This window comes from Maridesulfovibrio salinus, assembly GCF_055394525.1.
Genome location: NZ_AP042461.1, coordinates 3,672,501 through 3,692,047 on the forward strand (window position 1 = coordinate 3,672,501; position 19,547 = coordinate 3,692,047).

Here is a 19,547-nt window from a genome sequence, read left to right on the forward strand (position 1 = left end):
TCAACTACTTTCTGAAATTTGTTTTTCAATGATCCCGAGGACTTCGTGGCTCATCCGGCCTTTCCCTCGGTGCGTTGGGCAATCTAGAGAATCACCCGCTGCTTGTCAATCACTTTTTTAAGAAAGTTTGCTGCGCTTTCGCGCTGTCTCCGACGGTTCCTCGAGGACCCTGCCGGGGGCCTTAAACCTTTTAAAAAAGGTTTAAGAATCCCAAAACTTTTTAGTAGGCTTCGCTCTGCCACGCGTCCATTCGGTGGGTTTCGTTCAGAATACCCGCTCTCCGAAATCGGCGCTATTTATATGGATACGTTGCCGCTGTAGTTTTGGTCTCAAACTTTCAATGATTGCTGCATGTTGCTCTCGCTTCATGCGGAGGCGAAACCTAAGCGGTGCCGCTCTCGAAGTCAATCATTTTCTTTTGTTCTCGCTGAATAAAATTTTCAATGATCTTAGCGCCTTACCTTCGCTCAGCGCGGAGACGGAAACTAAGTTAACCGCCCCGGAAAGTCAACAACTTTTTGCAAAGTTTTTTATGTTTGATTTGCATCCTGCTCTCGAACTGCCCGCTGCCGTTCTCTTTTCAAGATCACTGCCGCAACTTCCAAGTTACTTAGAACTAAACCCTCAGGGATTCCAAAGGGGCTTAGTCCCTTTGGCCGCCGGAGGCGAAATCAAATCATCCAAAAAAGCGCGTAAGCGCATCAACTTCCCCGGCTTCGTCAGCCGAGGAAAGACGTTCTATGGAAATGTCACGGGTGCGTCAACTGGTTTTTGTATTATTTAGGGTATATGGTCAATTTTTAAGAACAAGCAATAAGTATCTATATTATTGCTCGTTCTTTCACCTATAATCTTTTTACAAAATATCACACTTTATGCTAACCATATAACATAGGGTCAGATTCCAACTTCCCTCAATTGAGAATTAAATTTTTGAACACCAAGAAACAATCAAGGCTTACCGATGATCAAAGACAGTCTTATCAGTTCAGCAAGACAAATACCTTGCCTGCCTTCTTCCAACGGCAACGCTCTTCAGGGCAAATGCGAATACCTTGCGCACAACCTGCTGTCACGCCTTGGCGAAGACAGTATCGTTGAACTGGTCGGTTCCGAGAACTCAGTGCGCCTTGAAAATTGTGCCGTCCGCCACTTTCGCTACATCCAATCTTTCCTCGACCTGTACGACCCTCAGTCATTCGTAGAAATCTTTCAATGGATATTCAGAACCTACTCCAACCACGGCTTCCACTCCGATTATTGGCAGAAGATGCTCCCCGAGTCTCGTCTGCTCCTCCGGCAGGAACTTTCAACGGAGGATTATTACAGGACAGTCCCATTTTATGAATGGCTGTTGGATAACTATACTGGAATGATGGAAATAAGCAGATCTGACCATTCTTATTTTGAAATAATAGCTTCTGACATAGATGATAACCATGAGGACCCCTCAGCTTTCAAACTTGATGCTTTATCCTCTAGATATGTCGACCTTCTATTACAGAGCAAACGAGCCGAAGCCATTGATCTTATCCAAAAAGAATCCCGTTCAGGCCTTTCACTGGAAAAGATTTACCTCGGTGTCCTGCAGCCCGCGATGTATAAAATAGGGCGCAAATGGCAGAACAATGAAATAAGCGTTGCTGTTGAACATTACTGTACAGCTGCCACACAGATGCTCATGGCCATGCTTTTCCCGCTCTGCCTTGACTCAGAGAAAAATTCACTCAAAATGCTCGGCTGCTGCCTTGGCAGTGAATTGCATGAACTCGGCATGCGTATGGTCAGTGATTTCTTTGAGTTCGCAGGTTGGAATACTTATTTTCTTGGCGCTGTCACACCTTCGGAGTGTCTGATTGACACCATTGAGGCGGAAAAACCCGATATTATATGCCTTTCAGCTTCCATGTACTTCGGTGTTCCCCAAACCCGTGAACTTATCAGCCGTATAAAGGAGATCAAGTCATACCCGGCTCCTCAAGTTATGGTAGGCGGACTTGCTTTCAATCTGAACCCGGGTCTTGCTGAAACCGTAGGAGCTGACGGCTACTCTGATAATGCGAGTTCCGCAGTGGACACAGCCTCAAACCTTATCGGAACATGCTGACATGACGATTAATTTCCGGGCTGCCCCCTACTTCATCTTCAACTGCACCCATGAAGGCCTGCTGTATGAAGTAATTAAGGACCCGGGATGCTTTTTGTCAGAACTGCAGCCAAGGGCTAGCTTCGGCAAGATCCTTGCTGCGGAAGATAATATTAAATTTGTTCAGTTCATCAACAGTATTTTCAAGGAAGGAATAAGCGTTATCCCCGGCCTGAGTGTTTTTAGCAAATCAACACGCCATCATTTTTCTTTTATCGGAAGGCTTGAGGACAACATGGCCCAGATAGCGGCTTTGCAGCTTTCTGAGGAATTGCTTGTCTTCCACACCGGAATGATCGACTTTTTTGAAAAACAGCAAAAGGAATTACTGGCGATACGAAATAAACATTCAATGCTTCTTAAGGAGGGCGGCCCTGATCTGCAGCAGATATTAACCGACTACATGCAGCTCAATAATGAAATGAGCTCCATGCAAAGGGAACTGGCAATCAAACACCGCGAACTGGAGAAAGCTTATAATAAAATTGAGAAACTGAGCTTTACAGATCCGTTGACTGGGGCGGGAAACCGCAGGATGTTTATAGAAAGAATTTCCGATGAAATGGAAAGAAGTGCCCGCTATGGCCAGCCTTTAAGCCTGATCATGCTTGATATTGATCATTTCAAAAAGGTAAATGACACATACGGGCACAGTGCGGGAGATAAAGTCCTGCAGGATTTCTCTTCATGCTGTGAATCCACCCTGCGCAACAGTGACTGTTTTTTCAGGCTGGGCGGCGAGGAGTTCGCGGCCCTGCTCATAAACGCGGACACGGAATCTGCGGCTATCACCGCGGAAAGACTCCGCAGAGATGTGGAAAAACTATCCATAAGGACAGAAGGAAAGGAAATCAGAATAACTGTAAGCTCTGGAATAGCTGAATTCATCCCCGTTGAAGATGTGGATATATTTATGAAGAGAGCTGATTCAGCACTTTACCAGGCCAAAAACAACGGGCGCAACAGATACTTCTGTCACGCCCGCGAAACATCATATCCTGCAGCCTGAGGAATCAATCATCCGAATAAGTTTCCTTGATTTTCAACACCTCATCAAGATTATCCAGAAAAGTATCAAGAAGCTCCGGGTCAAAATGGGTTCCTCTCCCCTCTTTCATAATTGGAAGGGCCACTTCAAGTGGAAAGGCTTCTTTATAAGGCCTCTTGCTCGTCAGAGCATCAAAAACATCAGCAACAGCGCAAATTCTTCCGGGCAGGGGAATATCCTTGCCACTCAATCCATGAGGATAACCTGAACCATCCCATTTCTCATGATGGAACTCAGCTATCAGCGCCCCCATTTTCACATATTCGGAATGGCCTCCGCCAAGAATATTCGCTCCTATTAGTGGATGACTTTTCATTGTTTCCCATTCAACCGCGTCCAGAGGCCCCGGCTTGAGAAGAATACTGTCTGGTATACCTATCTTTCCCACATCATGCATCGGGCTGCAGATGCGGATCAGGTCCACCTGTTTTTTACTCATTTTGATTTCGCGTGCTATGAGAGCAGCGTAGTTGCTCATCCTGAGAATATGCGCTGCAGTATCCTCGTCCTTGTATTCAGCTGCGTTGCATAAATGGAGCACTGACTCCCTGTGAGCATGGTCCAGCTCATCAAGCGCTATCTTCAATTTCTCGGTGCGGTCCTCGACCATCCTGTGGAGTTCGGACTGGAAATTCTTTATTTCATCCTGCTGCTCTTTCTGTCTGAGAAGCGACTTGACCCGGACTTTCAGTTCAATCAGATCCACCGGTTTGCTGACAAAGTCGTTAGCCCCTGCTTCAAGTGCGGTAATGCGGTCCTGCTTCTCGGACAGGGTCGTAACCATTATCACAGGAAGATCCGAAGTTTCCTCATTCTCCCTGATCCTCCTGACCATCTCGAACCCGTTGACTTCAGGCATCATCACATCTGCCAGGACCAGATCGAAACTGCGGTCAAGCACAGAAAAAGCCTTCAGGGCGTTCTCCGCTTCTATAACCTCATATCCCAGTTTTTCAAGAGACATGGTAAGCAGAGCTCTGTTGTGAGGTTCATCATCGACAACAAGAATTCTCTTTTTGCGTTCTACCATTTCATCACCTTATGATATCCGGATACACAATACCGATTTCAATAACTGTCATATCTTCTTCATCTGAAGTGTTCATTTTCAAACTGAATCCCATGGTATCGGCAATAAGTTTGCTTGAATAAGTACCGATTCCGGTCCCGCTTTTTTTGCCATGGGTTTTATACTTTTCAAAAAAATCAGCGCGGACTTCCAGCGGAACCGCTCCCTTGTTTATAATCTTCAATACATTGTCAGGACGGAGCGGCAGGTCCACAACAACGTTTTCTCCCATCGGAGAGGCTTCAATGGAATTTATCACAATATTGGAAAGCATGCCATAAAGGAGGTCATACTCAGCCAGTACATCAAAAGACCCGGAAGTGTTACCCTTGAAAACCACTTCAAGGCTTTTCGCTGAACATTTCGATTGTACCTCGTCAAGAATTTCTCGGAATACTGAATTAATATCTATAATCCTTGGAGAATAATTGTAGGTTTTATTCTCCATCTTGAAAATATTCAAAGATGAGTCAATCATACGCAGCATTCTGTGCCCGGACTTCTCAATCATATCAACAATCTGCAAATGGCTGGGACTGAGGTCTGCGTCCAGTTTGAGAATCTCAGGCAAGCCTATTATTCCATTCAGCGGATTCTTGAGGTCGTGGTGCATCACCCTTTCAACGTCTTCCTTGAGACGTTCCAGCTCTTTGCGCTCAGTAATATCATCTTTTACGGCAACGTAATTTGTAGTTCTTCCTTTCTTATCGGTTACCGGGGAAATGGTGGCCTGTTCCCAGAAAAGGGAGCCGTCTTTCTTGCGGTTGCAGATTTCCCCTCTCCATGTTTTACCTTTGATAATGGTTCTCCACATATCCCTGTAAAAATCATCGGAATGGACCCCGGATTTAAGTACACGGGTATTTTTGCCGATTGATTCCTCTATTGAATATCCAGTGATTTTGGAAAAAGCCGGGTTAACATAAACGATATTGCCGCCCAGATCTGTAATGACAATTGAAGCAAAACTGTTTTCAACAGACCTGCGAAGCCTCAGCAACTCAAGTTCATTCCGCTTTCTGTCTGTCACATCAATGATAGTAGAATGAATGATCTTGCGCCCGTCCACCATTATCGGGCCGCTATGGACTTCAACCTGCTTGATTTCTCCGCTGGCCGTGCGATGCTTGAAATGAAAGGTTTTCTTATCAAGGCGAAGGTTTTTCGTGATCTCGGCTTCCAGTTCTTCCCGAGTCATGGTGTTTATGTCATAGACGGACTTTTCCTGCATCTGTGCCCGTGACCAGCCATAGAAATGCTCAGCGGCCTTATTGACATCAATAAGTTTCCCGTCAACAGGATTGACCAGAAACATAATCACCGAATTATCCCTGAACAGAGAGCGATACCTGTACTCACTCTGCTTCAGGTGCTGTTCTGTTTCTTTCTGCCTGGATACATCTGTAATACTTTCAAGAACCCGGACAACCTTGCCCTTGTCATCTACAATAGGGACAGTATAAACAGAAAACCATTTTTTATGGCTATAGTGAAAATGTTCTGTGGTCGAAGAACAGCCCTGCTCAAAACTGCGCTTTGTGGCACAATCATTACAAAATGAGGTCTTGCCTCCGAAAATTTCATGGCACTGCTTTCCTATCAGATCAGGTCCCGGAAACATTTCCCGGGTTTTGGCGTTGACCCAGCCGATAGACATATCCGGTTTGATAATTCTCAACCCGGTATTAAGCGCGGAAAGGATTTCATCAAACCTGTCACGCTCCTTGCGGATTTTCACCTGTGAATTCTTGACCTCACTGATATCATCAAAGGTGATAACCACCTTCGGGCCTTCCTTGCACAGATAACGTCCGGCCCGCATCTGAAACCAGCGTTTTTTACCTTCAGCGTAAAATGGACACTCGAAGTCAAAAGTTCCATTCTTGCCTTCAAGCATTTCATAAAGCTCAGCGAGGGCATTCTTATTTTTAGTAACTTCTTTTGCGAAACCGGCCTTGAAAAAGTCATAAATTTCATAGCCTATGCCGGATTTATCAATTCGGGGAAAATTCCTGTTTACAAAGCTCCGCCAGGCGTTATTAACCAGTTCAATGTGCCCGCTTTCGTTAACAATACCAACAATAGATGGAATATTGTCCAGAACCAGCTGCATGGAAGTGTATGCGTCTTCAAGGCGTTCCTCGGCCTCCACCAGACGGGAGATATCCTGAACGGCAACGTTATAGGTTTCCCTTTTTTCCGTTGTGCTCCGGGTCGCGATAAGCTGCACCCAGATCGGGCCGCTTTCTCTTGGCTGGAGTTTCACTATCTTGCTGGCACTGCCTGATTTTTCAACCCACTCGGGCAGCATTGCAGGATAGGACATGAAATCTTTGGTAAGGTAGATCATGACAGGCTTATTTACGGCAGCTTTTTTATCGACACCTATCATGCGGGCAAAGGTCTGGTTGGATTCGAGTATAACCCCCTGCCGGGAAAGAGTGATGTAGCCCACGGGGGCGTAGTCAAAAAGGTCAAGATACTTTCTTCTGGTCCGCTCAAGATCCTGCTGCGCGATCTTCAGCTCTTCGTTCTGGACACGCAGTTCTTCCCTGTGCAGGGACAAATCCTGCAGAACATCATCATAATCTTCGGGAAGAACCCGAAATCCCTTTTCCTTACTCTCAAGAGCTTCAATCCTTTCAATCAGCTCCTGTTTACTCAAATCGTCATACTTCATCGCTATCAAAAAATCCTGAAAGATAAAAAGCCCATGAAAAAAACGCAACTACTTTCAACTATCCCAATCCTAATGCGAGACTTGAATGATAATTATATTATGTGAAATTCAAATTCATATCAGGTTATGCAGGCAAATGAAAACTCAAACCGCAATTGTGCGCATCCTACATGTAATAAAGGATCAGGTAAAATAAAATTATATCTATTTACATGTGACATGAATGTAACATGCATATTCAGCTAAGCATGGACAACGCTCTCCTTTCGTGTAAATACTCCGATAATATATTAGCTCGGCAACGGTCTAAACAGTTGCTCATCTTAAGCGGGTATTGTTGCGCCCATCGAATTCATAGATTTTAAATATTCTTACATCACAGCATGTTAAGAGAAATAAACTCCTAATATACTTGAAGTTAAGTTCAGGAACGCGACACTGTAAACCGTAAAACAATTATTGCCATATCATAAATTAAACGCATATAAACTGATATAGCTCCGCCTGACGGTGCATATTTATTACAATTTTGATGGAGAAGGCAGACAGTGTCCAATAAAGAATTTTGCGTAGTAGGCATAGGAGCTTCAGCGGGGGGGCTTGAGGCTCTTCAGGATTTTTTCAGCAATCTCGGTAAAGTGGAAGGCTATGCTTTTGTCGTGGTCCAGCACCTGTCACCGGACTACAAAAGCCTCATGCCGGAGCTTCTTTCGCGACACACTTCACTTGAAGTGGGACACATAGAAGACGGGACAACGATTGTCCCCGGACGGGTATATTTACTGCCGCCTAAAAACAATGTTTCCGTTTTCAATAACAAACTTTTTCTCACCCCGCCGGAACCGGACCTCAACCTGCCGATAGATATGTTTTTAACTTCCCTTGCCGAGGAGTTCAGGGACAAGGCTGTCGGGATAATTCTTTCCGGGACTGGTACGGACGGGACAAGAGGGGTACGGGCCATCAAGGAGCATGGCGGACTTGTCATAGCCCAGACCGAAGACTCCGCCGCTTTTGACGGCATGCCAAGAAGCGCCATAGCCACAGGTCTTTGCGATGCTGTACTCACCCCGATGGAAATGGCCAGGGATCTCTCATCCATCGGCAAGGGACTTCTGCTGAGTCCCTCTGCTGAAACACAGATTGTTTCATCGTCCAAAGTCCTTTCCAAAATTCTCTCACTGGTAAAAATCAAAACAGGACTGGACTTCTCCTACTACAAGGAAAACACAATCACCCGCCGGATTGAGCGGCGCATAAACATCTGTAAATGCTCAAGTGCCGAAGAATACCTGCGCTATATTGAAAACAATCCGCAGGAAATCGAAACCCTTCACCGGGAATTCCTCATAGGGGTAACAAGATTTTTTCGCGATCCCGGAGCATATAAAACACTCAAAGAGAAAGTCCTTCCGCTGATAATGAACCACAAGGGAGTCAACGATCAGATAAGGGTATGGGTCGCGGGCTGCTCCACCGGAGAAGAAGCATACTCAATCGCCATAATTTTCGATGAATATTTCGAGTCCATCGGTCTAAGACCGGACATCAAGATTTTCGCTACAGACATTGACCGAGGTTCACTGGATGTCGCTGCTCAGGGCATTTACCCTCTTTCCATAGCGGCGGATGCGTCTTTTGACCGCCTCGGTAAATATTTTTTCAAGAAAGGGGACGGCTACCAGATACAGCCGCGCATAAGAAAACAGATCGTTTTCGCCTATCATAATATAATTAAAGATCCGCCCTTTCCAAGAATCGACCTGATCACCTGCCGCAACCTGCTCATTTATCTGCAAAGTGTGCTGCAGAAAAAAGTGCTCAGCAACTTTCACTTCTCCCTGAACAAGGACGGCTTCCTTTTTCTGGGCTCAAGTGAATCTGTGGGGGAATTCGCCGGTTCTTTCACTGTCTTTTCGGCAAGCTGGAAGATTCACCGTTTCACAGGTAAAGAGTCAAAGATTCCCCTTCAGGCGCATTTTGAAAGGGAACCCAAAATCGGGGCCAATTATCCTGAGATTGTTTTAGGCTCAAAGGGACTCTACAACAACGAGCAGGACCTTTTTCTCACCCAGTTGATGGAAGCGTGCATGCCGCCCACAGTACTTGTAGACAGCGAACGGCATATCCACCATCTTTTCGGTGACGTGGACAGATTCCTGCAGATGAAAGCGGGCAAGCCCGACCTCGATATCCTCAAAATGGCCCGGGGCAACCTCTCGCTCCCGCTCGGCTCGCTGCTGCAACCGGTCATAAACGGGGATGAAGAGCACAAGACCTCAAGGCTTCCGTTTCGCGAAGATAACGATGTGACATTCATTCAGGTAACTGTCCGGACCCTTCGCACCGCCCCCAACCGGAAACACTTTGCTATCACCTTTGAAAAACCGGAAAGTTCTTCAGTTGAAATGAACGATTTCGACATAGAAACCGGAATTAAAAACCGTATAGCCGACCTGGAAAGAGAACTCCAGTACACCAAAGAAAGCCTTCAGGCCACCATTGAGGAACTTGAAACTTCCAATGAAGAACTTCAGGCCACCAACGAGGAACTACTCGCAGCGAACGAAGAGCTTCAGTCCACCAACGAGGAACTCCAGTCTGTCAACGAGGAGCTGATTACGGTCAACGCGGAATATCAGTCCAAAATCCATGAGCTTATGGAGCTTAACGAAGATATGGACAACCTGATGTCCGCCACCCATGTTGGTGTAATTTTTCTGGACCGTGAACTTCGCATCAGAAGGTACACAGATGCGGCGACAAAGGTCTTCAAGATCATCAGCTCCGACATTGACCGTCCGATGGAAGACTTGAGCTACACCATAGATCTGCCTAACCTTACAGATGACCTGCGGACAGTACTTACCCGCAACAAGGAAATAATAACCGAAGCTCAGGACAATGACGGCAACTGGTACGAAGTCAGCCTGATACCCTATTTCGGCAAGGAGACGAGCAGCAAGGGAGTGCTGGTTGTCTTAATTGATATAAGCCGTCCTAAAATGGCGGAAGAAGCCCTGAAAAGAGAACATGATCTTTTCATGAAAGTGCTTGAGAACAGCCCGGTGGCAACTACAGTTGTGAACAAGGAAGGCAATATAACCTTTGCCAACACAACAGCCCGAAAACTTCTGGGTCTTGTAGATAATAAAGACGGTGAAGTCAGCTTCGATGACCCAGACTTCGAGATATCGGACCTTGAAGGGACTCCCATTCCCTCAAATGAACTTCCTTTCAGTATAATACTGAAAACAGGCCAATGCATGGGCGGATTCTCACACAAAATTACCCGCAACGGAGAGACCCGCACCCTCAGCATTTCCGGATGTCCCATGTTCGATGAGAACAACGAAGTGGACGGTGTCGTATTTAAAATTGAAGACGTTTCCTCAAGTGACAGATAGTAAGTTTCCCCATTTCGGAGTAATAATGAAAGACAACATGGAAAAGAGCGAATCTAGCTGCAGGGAAGAACTTTCAACAATAGAAAACCTGCGTATACATCAGGAAGAACTCAAAGCCCAGAACGCTGCAATGCAGGAGTCCCAGGAAAAGCTCGAAAGCGTTCTTTCCGAATATCAGGACCTGTACAATTTCTCGCCGGTTGGACTGCTCAATCTGGATGAGAACGGGGTTATCCAGAACGTGAACTCCACTTTCGCGAACCTGATTAACAGGGAAGTTGAAAGGCTCATCCAGAAACCCATGAGTGCCCTGATTGACAGCAAATCACATACTCCTTTTTTCAACTCCCTGAAAAAAGCCTTCCGAGGTGAAAGCAGCACCGTGCAGGTAAACCTCAAAACCAGCGAGCTCACAGACTTAATATGCAAAATGAACCTGCGGGTTCCCGCTAAAAGCAATAGCAGATCCTGTCTTGTCTCGGTAACCGATATTACTGAAGGCATCAGGAGGCAGGAAATTCAAACCACATTCGCCGAGCTGGGTGAAATGCTCATTTCCGCAGGTGACATAGATTCGGTCGCCAAGGAAATTCTCATCAGGGCCAAATCCCTGACCGGAAGCAGTTACGGCTATGTCGGAACCGTTGATCCGCATACCGGCTATCTTATCTGCCACACAATGACCCGGGATGTATGGGAAGATTGCCAGATCCCCGACAAAAGTATTGTTTTTAAAGAACGGTGCGGCCTTTTCGGCTGGGTGCTTGAGAACAAAAAAGAAATTTTAACCAACTCGCCGCTCACCGACCAGCGCTCCACCGGGACACCGGAAGGGCACATCGACATAAAAGCCTTTTTATCGGCCCCGGCCCTGTATCAGGGAGAACTGCTGGGCCAAATAGCATTGGCCAATCCCATCAAGCCATACGAGGAAGAAGACCTCATCAACATTAGAAGGCTGGCCAACATATTTGCAGTGGCGGTTTTACGCAGCCGTTATGAAGAAGAAATTCTCAAAGCCAAAAAGGATGCGGAAAAAGCAAACCTGGCCAAATCCGAATTTCTGGCCAACATGAGCCATGAGATACGCACTCCCCTTGGCGGAGTGCTCGGCATTCTGCAGGTGCTTGAGGCTGAAGTGGAAGATCCGCTGCACAACCGCTACACCAAACTGGCCCTCGAATCAGGATGGAGGCTCAACGAACTTCTGACTGAAATACTCAACCTTTCAAAGATCGAGGCAGGTAAAATTAACATTGCCTGTGAACCGTTCAGCATCAGGGAACTGCTTGAATCCGTTGTTGAGCTTTTCAAACCCTCAGCCACCAAGAAAGGCATCCAGCTCAGAATGCTGCTCGACACCAAAGTTCCCGAAAACCTTACCGGAGACCCCAAACGTGTACGGCAGATACTCAACAACATCACCGGAAATGCGGTCAAGTTTACTGAGCACGGACAGATAGAGATCAAAGTTTCACTGGCTGAGGAAATCAACTTCGACACCGCAAGACTGCTTTTCTCAATTACAGATACCGGGATAGGCATCAACGAGGCGGATCTGAAAAGGATTTTTCAGCCCTTCACCCAGCTTGAAAAAGGACATACCCGCCAATATGAGGGAACCGGACTAGGCCTGCACATCTGCTACAAGCTGGTAAAGGTCATGGGCGGAGACATTGGGGCGTTAAACACCGGGAAAGGGACCGAATTCAGACTGGAAATTCCCTTCGCCATAGCAGAAAAAGCCACTTCCAAAGAAACCGGCAAAGTCCTTTTCGATAAAACCCCCAAAAAAGGACGCAGAATTCTTATTGTGGAAGATGACGATACAAACCGCTTTCTGCTTGAAACCCTGCTCAGAAAAATGGGTTATGAATATGAATCTGCTGTTGACGGCCAGAAAGGGATTGAAGCCCTTTCACGCGGAGATTTCCAGTGTGTACTCATGGATATCCGTATGCCCGTGATGGATGGAGTCAAAGCTACCGCCGCCATCAGAGAAGGGGAGGCCGGGGAGAAAAACAGCAATATCCCCATAGTAGCCCTCACCGCCTACGCCATGAGCGGAGATAGAGAACAGTTCATTGATGCGGGCATGAACGGCTATGTCTCCAAACCAGTTTCCCTTAAAGAACTGCAGGACCAGTTGAACACACTGTTTGCCTAAAAGGTCTGTATGCTCCTTGCAATCATGCTGCTGCAAAGGTAGCCTGCCCCATCAACTGGAACAGGATTGCAATAGAGCTCAAACCTAAACAGGATTCAGGATAATGATTATCTTTCATGTACGGGATTTGACTGCCCGTGCTTTCAAGACTATGCGTGCTGTCTGCTTGGGCGGCATGCTTCATGAGCGGTAAACCATGCGTAGGATGCGGATGGTGTTGTCTTTCAGACCCGTGTGAGGTTTCGCACAGAAAATACGGCTATACCAAAAGATGCCCGGACCTTTTCTGGAGTGAAAATGAAGGCCGCTACCTCTGCCTTCTGATGGGACATCCCGAGGAAGGAGAAGACGCCAAAAAACAGCTCTTCGAAGGACAAGGATGCTGCGCCCCTCTGGTTACATGGCGTTACGACCTGAGAAACAGGGATGATTAGTTTCTCTAATTACCAACTGCTGTAACCGATAAGTAATCAGTAAGCAGAATAGAACCTCTCGTCAGAAAAAAGCACTGGAGCCAAAAAATATTTTTTGGCTCCAGTGCTTTTTTAATCAATAAAGTTCTCGCGATTCGGCAGAAATTTATTCAGTCTTCATATCCTGATACTTCCGGAACAAAATAATTCTTCCTCTTTCTCTTACAAAAAATACTTCCTGTAATTTTCCCCTTCGTGGTACGGTTAATTATGAAAAATAGATTATTAACCTGCCATGATTTCAAAAGAATGTTCAAACCAGCGTGCTGCTTTTTTATTCTTTGTGCACTTCTTCTATGTGCAACGGCAGCTCATGCTGAAAATACCATGAAAATAGCTTACCCGGATTATTGGCCTTTCTTCTCCAGAACGGCGGAAGGAAAAATGACAGGGATATTTTACGAGATAACCGCCACTGCTCTGCATGACCAAATGGGAATAAAACTGCAATGGAACAAATACCCGTGGAAACGCTGCCAGCTTAATGTGGAAAGAGGCATTGCAGATGCAATGATAACTGTTCCCACAAAAAAAAGGCTTGAATACTGTTTTACCCATCAGAAGCCGCTTTATATCAAAAAAATGAACATATTCACTTACGCAGATCATCCTGATCTTAATAAAATCTTTGACATCAAAAGTGTTGATGATGTCAAAGCTGCCGGCCTGGCAGTAATCACCTATGCCGGGAACGGTTGGAATGACGAAAAGATAAAAGCCAGAGGTATCAAAACGATTGAAGCACATCCCCGTTCAGCGGAATGGAACATGCTTGCTCACAGACGCGGGGATATAGTTATCGAGTGGCCGGCAGGAGCTTGGCCCGACATAGTAAAAGCAGGACAACAGAATCGAATCATCCAGACAGATGTAGTAATCGACAAAATGCCCTTCCATCTTTTGATCAACAAAAGAAGTCCTTACGCCTCGAGGCTGGATGAGTTTTCTGAAGTTGTAGAAGAGATGCACAAAAACGGGACAATTAACTGGATACTGCAAAAATACCGCTATACAATCGATGACTGAATCCTATCACCTCATGCGGACATCAAAACCAACAATATTCTGCCCGTCCTCATACCTGTAACTCAAAGAATCAAGCATGTTCCTGATCATGTGCAGGCCGAGCCCGCCGATACCGCGATCTTCCACCCTGGCTTTGATATCAGGTTCGGGAGCGTCTGTCAGAGGATTGAACGGCACTCCCCGGTCACGGATCTCCACATAAAATTTATCGCGCTCCTGGCAGCAGACCTCAACAGTTCCAGTAGAACTGGCGGGATAAGCATACTTCATGACATTGGATAAAAGTTCGTCCAGTGCAATAAAGATGCAGTGTTCCTGATTGCCTCTCACTCCGGATTGCTTCGCTTTACGAAGTACAAACTCTCTCAACTCTTCCAGATTGCCCAGAACAGCCTTTTTCTCCAGACTATGCTCCAACCTTTTCACAGCCGCCATCCCTCCGGGTAAATAGATCAACTACCCGTTAATTATGAACCTGATCTGAAGTATTGTCATCCGTAATTGGGAAAACAAATGCAGCCCCGGAACTGAAAAGACCAAAAAAAAGAGGACTGCCCTGAAATTCAGAACAGTCCTTTGATATGCTGATGAATGGTGATCCCGGCAGGAGTCGAACCTGCGGCCTACGGCTTAGGAGGCCGTTGCTCTATCCAGCTGAGCTACGGGACCACGCATGTCGGTGCCCGGAATTTGAAACATATGCCGTTTCTCCCTCCGAGGCGTGCATTAATATACAACTAGGGCACGGATTGCAAGCATTTTCTTGTCCGGGCCAGACTACGGGCTGACAGGCGAAGCACAGACGGCAACAACTTTAACCCTCTACGAACATAACGACTTACCATATAAAAATTGTTTCATAATGTAACATCCGGTTGACAGCGGCATACATTCATGACAGAACGCTCGCAGCTTAACACTGTTAAGCAGTGGAGATCACTACTATGAATGCAAGCAGCAAGACACTCGAACCACCACAGCAGCCCCTGCGCATGCTTATTCTAGACGCGGCGCGCAAGCTGTTCGCCGAGCACGGATACGCTCAGGTTTCCATGCGCAAGCTGGCCAATACCATCGGCTATTCCCCGACCACTATCTACCATCACTTCAAGGATAAGAAAGAGCTTTTCCTCTGCCTTACCGAAGAAACCTACCGCGACTTCCTGAAGCACATCAACATGATACTCGATGCTTCCGCTTCTCCGAGGGAGGCATTAAAGCAGATCCTTTATACTTTGGTGGACATGGGGCTTGAAAATCCCAATGCATACAGAGTCGGATTCATGATGGAAAGCGACCTCTGGCACGACCATGACTCACATTTCAAGCACAACCCTCTTGGGCGGACCATGTATAACCGCATCAACAACTGCGTGCGCAGATGCCTGCCCGGTGATACGCCGGAAGACGAAGTGCTGGTAACCGCACATTCGGTACTGGCCGCCACCCATGGACTCACCTCCCTGCTGATAACCTACCCCAACTTTGAATGGGGACCGATGGATAAACTGAAAAAGCAGGTCATCGACTCTGCGGTTGACGCCATCGGCTGAGTGCCATAGAGAATCAGATTTTTCGAGCGAAAGACAAAATGTCCGTATTTTATAAAAGGAATTCACCATGAACAAAAAAAGCGCCATGAAAGCAAACAACACCAAGCGCAATCAGGTCGTATCGCTTCTCCAGCCCAAGGATGCCCTCAACCGGCTTATGAGAAGATTCCGCTCTCTGCAATCCCCGGACGGATACTGGGTTTTCGCACTTGAAGCCGATGTCACCATTCCGGCAGAATACATTATGTTCAACCGCTTCCTCGGCCGCAAAATGGACAAGGGCCTTGCCGAACGTCTTGGAAACTACATCCGTGCAAAGCAGATGCCGGACGGAAGCTGGCCGCTGCATGATGAAGACGGCCCCATGAACATCAGCGCATCCGTAAAAGCATACATGGCACTTAAAATACTCGGGGATGACAAGGAAGCACCGCACATGGTCCGCGCCAGACGCATGATTCTGGCCAAAGGCGGAGCTGAAACATCAAACGTCTTCACCCGTATCTGCCTTGCCACTTTCGGACAGATTCCCTGGCACTGCCCTCCGGCAATGCCCGTGGAAATCGTGCTGCTCCCCGAATGGTTCTTTTTTCACCTGAATAAAGTTTCCTACTGGTCCCGTTCGGTCATTTATCCACTGCTGATCATGTACAACAAGCAGCCTGTATGCCGTCTGCGCCCCGAAGAAGCAGTGCCCGAACTTTTCTGCAAACCCGCAGAGGAGCACATTCATATAGACAAGTGGCGTGATAAAAGCTGGCGTAAGAACTTTTTCATTTTCACCGACCGCTTCCTCAAACGTTTCATGCACCTGATCCCCAAAAGGATTAACGACAAGGCCATGAAATACGCCGAGAACTGGACCCGTGAACACATGGCGGGCCGGGGCGGCATCGGTGCGATTTTTCCGGCAATGGCAAACGCTGTCATGGCGCTCAGCCTGCTCGGATATGATGAATCAGACCCTGATTTTGCCCGCGGAATCCAGGCGGTTGACGATCTCATGGTCGATAAGTTTCACGTGCCTGAAAAATCCCCCTGGGAACACACTGTTGTCACCGGAGGAGCCGAACTTTCCGCTGCCCCGGAACTGGACATCTCAGCTGAGACAGGATCCGCGGAGAATATGGAGCAGGCCATGTGCCAGCCCTGCAACTCTCCTGTATGGGATACCTGCCTGACCCTTTCCGCGATGATGGAAGCAGGAGAAGACCAGGACAGCCAGAGCACGAAGCAGGCACTCAAATGGCTCTGGGAACAGCAGATCTTTTTCCGCGGAGACTGGATCTCCAAAGCACCGAAACTTGAAGGCGGCGGCTGGGCTTTCCAGTTCGAAAACACCTTTTACCCGGACCTTGACGATACAGCCATGGTTCTGATGGCCATGTGCAGAGCCGGAGTTCTGGACCAGCCCGAACACCGGGAAAATTTTGTCAAAGGGGTCAACTGGCTCATAGGGATGCAGTCCTCCAACGGCGGCTGGGCAGCCTTTGATATCGACAACTGCGCTGAGTACCTCAATGACATCCCCTTCGCAGACCACGGAGCCCTGCTCGACCCGCCGACCTCGGACCTTACCGCGCGCGTGATCGAACTTCTGGGCGTGATGGGCTTTGACAAGAGCTTCCGTCCCATTAAAGACGGCATCGAGTTCCTCAAAAGGGAACAGGAAGACGACGGTTCATGGTTCGGACGCTGGGGAGTCAACTATATTTATGGAACATGGTCCGTTCTCTGCGGCCTGCGTCAGGCCGGGGAAGACATGAACTCCTCCTACGTGACCAAAGCGGTGGAGTGGTTTGAAAACCACCAGAACAAAGACGGCGGCTGGGGCGAATCCTGCCTGAGCTACAACAACAGGAACTACGCCGGACTTGGCGACTCTACAGCATCACAGACTTCTTGGGCACTGCTTGGACTCATGGCCGCGGGACGCGTGCATTCCAAAGCGGTAAGCCGTGGCGTGCGCTACCTGCTCGACACCCAGAAGGAAGACGGCAGCTGGGATGAAAAACTCTACACCGGAACAGGATTCCCGAGAGTTTTCTATCTGCGTTACCACGGTTACTCCCAGTACTTCCCCATGTGGGCACTGGGTGTTTACCAGAGATTCTCCGCCGGTGAAGACACCAAGCAGATCATGATGCGCAGAGACAAGCCCATAGATCTCGGAAGGAAGTGGTAACGTGGGCAAGGATTCAGCACAGATAAATTTCGTTGTACCGGCCTATGAGACAGGACCTGATGACCGCATGCACTGCCACTGGCTGATGTGCCACCTCCAGGAGGCCGCCACAGCGCACGCGGATGCACTTGGGATCGGTCTTGATGATATGGCTAAAACAGGCCACATGTGGGTTTTGACCTCCATGCGCATAGAAATTGAAGAACTCCCGCGCCGGGAAGAAAATTTCTCCCTGAACACATGGTCCCGAGGAGTCAAAAGGCTGCGCGCTTTCCGCGAGTTCTCGGGGTGCAATGAGGAAGGCCGGGAAATTGTCCGCGCCTCTTCTGAATGGATGGTTCTCGATACCGAAACCCATAAGCCTGTGGTCATCAATCCCGAGTTCAACTTTCACGCTCAGGACAGACGCGTATTTCCAGAGGAAATGAAAAGGCTGCGCCCCGGAACTCCTGAAAAGGAAATCCGCTCCCTGAATGTGGGGTACAGCTCACTTGATGCCAACGGACACGTCAACAACACCGAGTATCTGCGCTGGTCCTTTGATGGACTCAGGCCTCTGGGGCTCGATCAGAACAAGATCAAATCCATACGCATAGCCTTTCTTTCCGAAGTATTCGAAGGGAATTCGGTTAAGCTCATGGATTGCGGAAGCGAGAATGGCGGGTTTGAACTGCTTGGTTTCAATGAAACCAAAGACCGGGCGGCTTTTGCCATGCAGATTATTTAAATAAAGATTCAGTGAATTAAATTAAAAGCTCAGGTTATATTATAGCCTGAGCTTTTTTGTTTTAGACAGAAATCAAGCAGAATCAGGAAAATAATCTTTACATTATAATTCATGCTATATAGAAACCCAAAAACAAACATATTACTCAAGGACTAACGATGAAAGCTATAAAAATCAGCCTTCTGTGTATGCTGGCGCTGCTCTGCTCAATTTCCCAGCCCGTTCAGGCCGAAGAAAAGGGAAAAATGGAAATTGCCCTGGCAATGGTACGAGAATCACTCGACACCGAAGCCCTTTACACGGCATTCAATTACATGACCATAATGGCGATTGAGGCCAGAATTAATAGTGATCCGAAGACAGAGGGGTATAGAGAAGAACTGATCAATGCATACAAAGAAGCACTGAAAGAAGCATTCTATGACCCGGAAATCCTCAACTCAATGTACCGTATGCATGCTGAAATATATGCTGAAGAATTCAACAAAGAAGAACTGGAAGGCTTGCTGAGTTTCTATAAAACACCTCTTGGAAAGAAATATATGAAAAAACAGCAGATAATCATGCAAAAAGGCGAGAAAAAAGCTGAATCCATGATCAGTTCTGTTTTCGCAACAATATTTGAAGAAAAACTAAAAACCAAAATTGATAACCTTCATGAGGATGGAAAGCTTCCGGAAGACTGGTAGCATTAACCCCCTCTATAAGATAGGCAATGCACCTGTAAACAGCGGCAAGGCCTTTGAATAACTCCCCCCCTTTCAAAAAAAGCACCCTGCCCATCAAGCAGGGTGCATTATTTTTGACGTATTACAGATAAATGCCACCTCTTTGGTAATCTCACCTGAAATAAACTTTGCTTCCACAATCCAGGTTAATCATTGCCAACCAGATCATGATCAAGCATACTTGCCATGGAATGCAGAGGTAATTTTTCAATAAATCCCCAGACAATCCCGCGTTACACTTGACTTCTCATATTTAGTCAGTTAAAAAAACCGCCTTTCGTGCAGTAAAATTACTGTGCGCTTTTTCTATTGTTAAATATTTTTCCGACACCTGAAAC

At 47.1% G+C, this 19,547-nt stretch carries 14 protein-coding genes and 1 tRNA gene; 11 read left to right on the top strand and 4 right to left on the bottom strand.

Features of this window, described 5'->3' with window-relative positions; genetic code table 11:
* The first annotated feature begins 340 nt into the window (after positions 1-340).
* The 3 genes from ACZ5PW_RS16920 to ACZ5PW_RS16930 all read left to right on the top strand — a co-directional run bounded on the left by ACZ5PW_RS16920 (position 341) and on the right by ACZ5PW_RS16930 (position 3,155).
* A complete protein-coding gene (locus tag ACZ5PW_RS16920; RefSeq protein ID WP_464555836.1) occupies positions 341-784 on the top strand; it encodes a hypothetical protein in 444 nt (147 codons plus the stop codon).
* Between the two features lie 180 nt (positions 785-964).
* A complete protein-coding gene (locus ACZ5PW_RS16925) occupies positions 965-2,107 on the top strand; it encodes a cobalamin B12-binding domain-containing protein (protein ID WP_464555838.1) in 1,143 nt (380 codons plus the stop codon).
* Between the two features lies 1 nt (position 2,108).
* The gene (locus tag ACZ5PW_RS16930; RefSeq protein WP_464555839.1) at positions 2,109-3,155 is read left to right on the top strand and encodes a GGDEF domain-containing protein; all 1,047 of its coding nucleotides are present in this window, start codon (positions 2,109-2,111) and stop codon (positions 3,153-3,155) included.
* Positions 3,156-3,159: 4 nt separating this feature from the next.
* Here the strand turns inward: ACZ5PW_RS16930 and ACZ5PW_RS16935 are convergent, their stop codons facing one another.
* The gene (locus ACZ5PW_RS16935) at positions 3,160-4,224 is read right to left on the bottom strand and encodes an HD domain-containing phosphohydrolase (RefSeq protein ID WP_464555841.1); all 1,065 of its coding nucleotides are present in this window, start codon (positions 4,222-4,224) and stop codon (positions 3,160-3,162) included.
* Positions 4,225-4,228: 4 nt separating this feature from the next.
* Positions 4,229-6,943: a PAS domain S-box protein gene (locus ACZ5PW_RS16940; RefSeq protein ID WP_464555843.1), complete on the bottom strand. Its 2,715-nt coding sequence runs from the start codon at positions 6,941-6,943 to the stop codon at positions 4,229-4,231.
* Between the two features lie 548 nt (positions 6,944-7,491).
* On the opposite strand from ACZ5PW_RS16940, the gene ACZ5PW_RS16945 reads away from it, so the two are divergent.
* From ACZ5PW_RS16945 to ACZ5PW_RS16960, 4 genes are all read left to right on the top strand, one after another.
* Complete coding sequence (locus ACZ5PW_RS16945; RefSeq protein WP_464555845.1) at positions 7,492-10,350, top strand: chemotaxis protein CheB; 2,859 nt, start codon at positions 7,492-7,494, stop codon at positions 10,348-10,350.
* Positions 10,351-10,375: 25 nt separating this feature from the next.
* Complete coding sequence (locus tag ACZ5PW_RS16950) at positions 10,376-12,517, top strand: ATP-binding protein (RefSeq protein WP_464555846.1); 2,142 nt, start codon at positions 10,376-10,378, stop codon at positions 12,515-12,517.
* 182 nt (positions 12,518-12,699) lie between these two features.
* Positions 12,700-12,951, top strand: a complete 252-nt coding sequence (locus ACZ5PW_RS16955; protein ID WP_464555847.1) for a hypothetical protein — start codon at positions 12,700-12,702, stop codon at positions 12,949-12,951.
* A 423-nt stretch (positions 12,952-13,374) separates the two neighbouring features.
* Positions 13,375-14,016, top strand: coding sequence for a substrate-binding periplasmic protein (locus tag ACZ5PW_RS16960; protein WP_464555848.1), 642 nt, complete (start codon positions 13,375-13,377; stop codon positions 14,014-14,016).
* Between the two features lie 6 nt (positions 14,017-14,022).
* On the opposite strand, the gene ACZ5PW_RS16965 is transcribed toward ACZ5PW_RS16960, so the two are convergent.
* The gene (locus ACZ5PW_RS16965) at positions 14,023-14,451 is read right to left on the bottom strand and encodes an ATP-binding protein (protein WP_464555850.1); all 429 of its coding nucleotides are present in this window, start codon (positions 14,449-14,451) and stop codon (positions 14,023-14,025) included.
* Positions 14,452-14,608: 157 nt separating this feature from the next.
* Positions 14,609-14,685, bottom strand: a tRNA-Arg gene (locus ACZ5PW_RS16970).
* A gap of 275 nt (positions 14,686-14,960) precedes the next feature.
* Here ACZ5PW_RS16970 and ACZ5PW_RS16975 point away from each other — a divergent pair.
* The 4 genes from ACZ5PW_RS16975 to ACZ5PW_RS16990 all read left to right on the top strand — a co-directional run bounded on the left by ACZ5PW_RS16975 (position 14,961) and on the right by ACZ5PW_RS16990 (position 19,170).
* A complete protein-coding gene (locus ACZ5PW_RS16975) occupies positions 14,961-15,569 on the top strand; it encodes a TetR/AcrR family transcriptional regulator (RefSeq protein WP_464555851.1) in 609 nt (202 codons plus the stop codon).
* A gap of 67 nt (positions 15,570-15,636) precedes the next feature.
* Complete coding sequence (shc, locus tag ACZ5PW_RS16980) at positions 15,637-17,754, top strand: squalene--hopene cyclase (protein WP_464555852.1); 2,118 nt, start codon at positions 15,637-15,639, stop codon at positions 17,752-17,754.
* A gap of 1 nt (position 17,755) precedes the next feature.
* Positions 17,756-18,481 carry an acyl-[acyl-carrier-protein] thioesterase gene (locus ACZ5PW_RS16985; RefSeq protein ID WP_464555854.1) on the top strand — a complete coding sequence of 242 codons (726 nt, stop codon included), beginning with the start codon at positions 17,756-17,758 and terminating at the stop codon, positions 18,479-18,481.
* A gap of 158 nt (positions 18,482-18,639) precedes the next feature.
* Entirely contained in the window at positions 18,640-19,170 is a 531-nt protein-coding gene (locus tag ACZ5PW_RS16990; protein ID WP_464555856.1) for a DUF2059 domain-containing protein, read from the top strand.
* Positions 19,171-19,547: the final 377 nt, after the last annotated feature.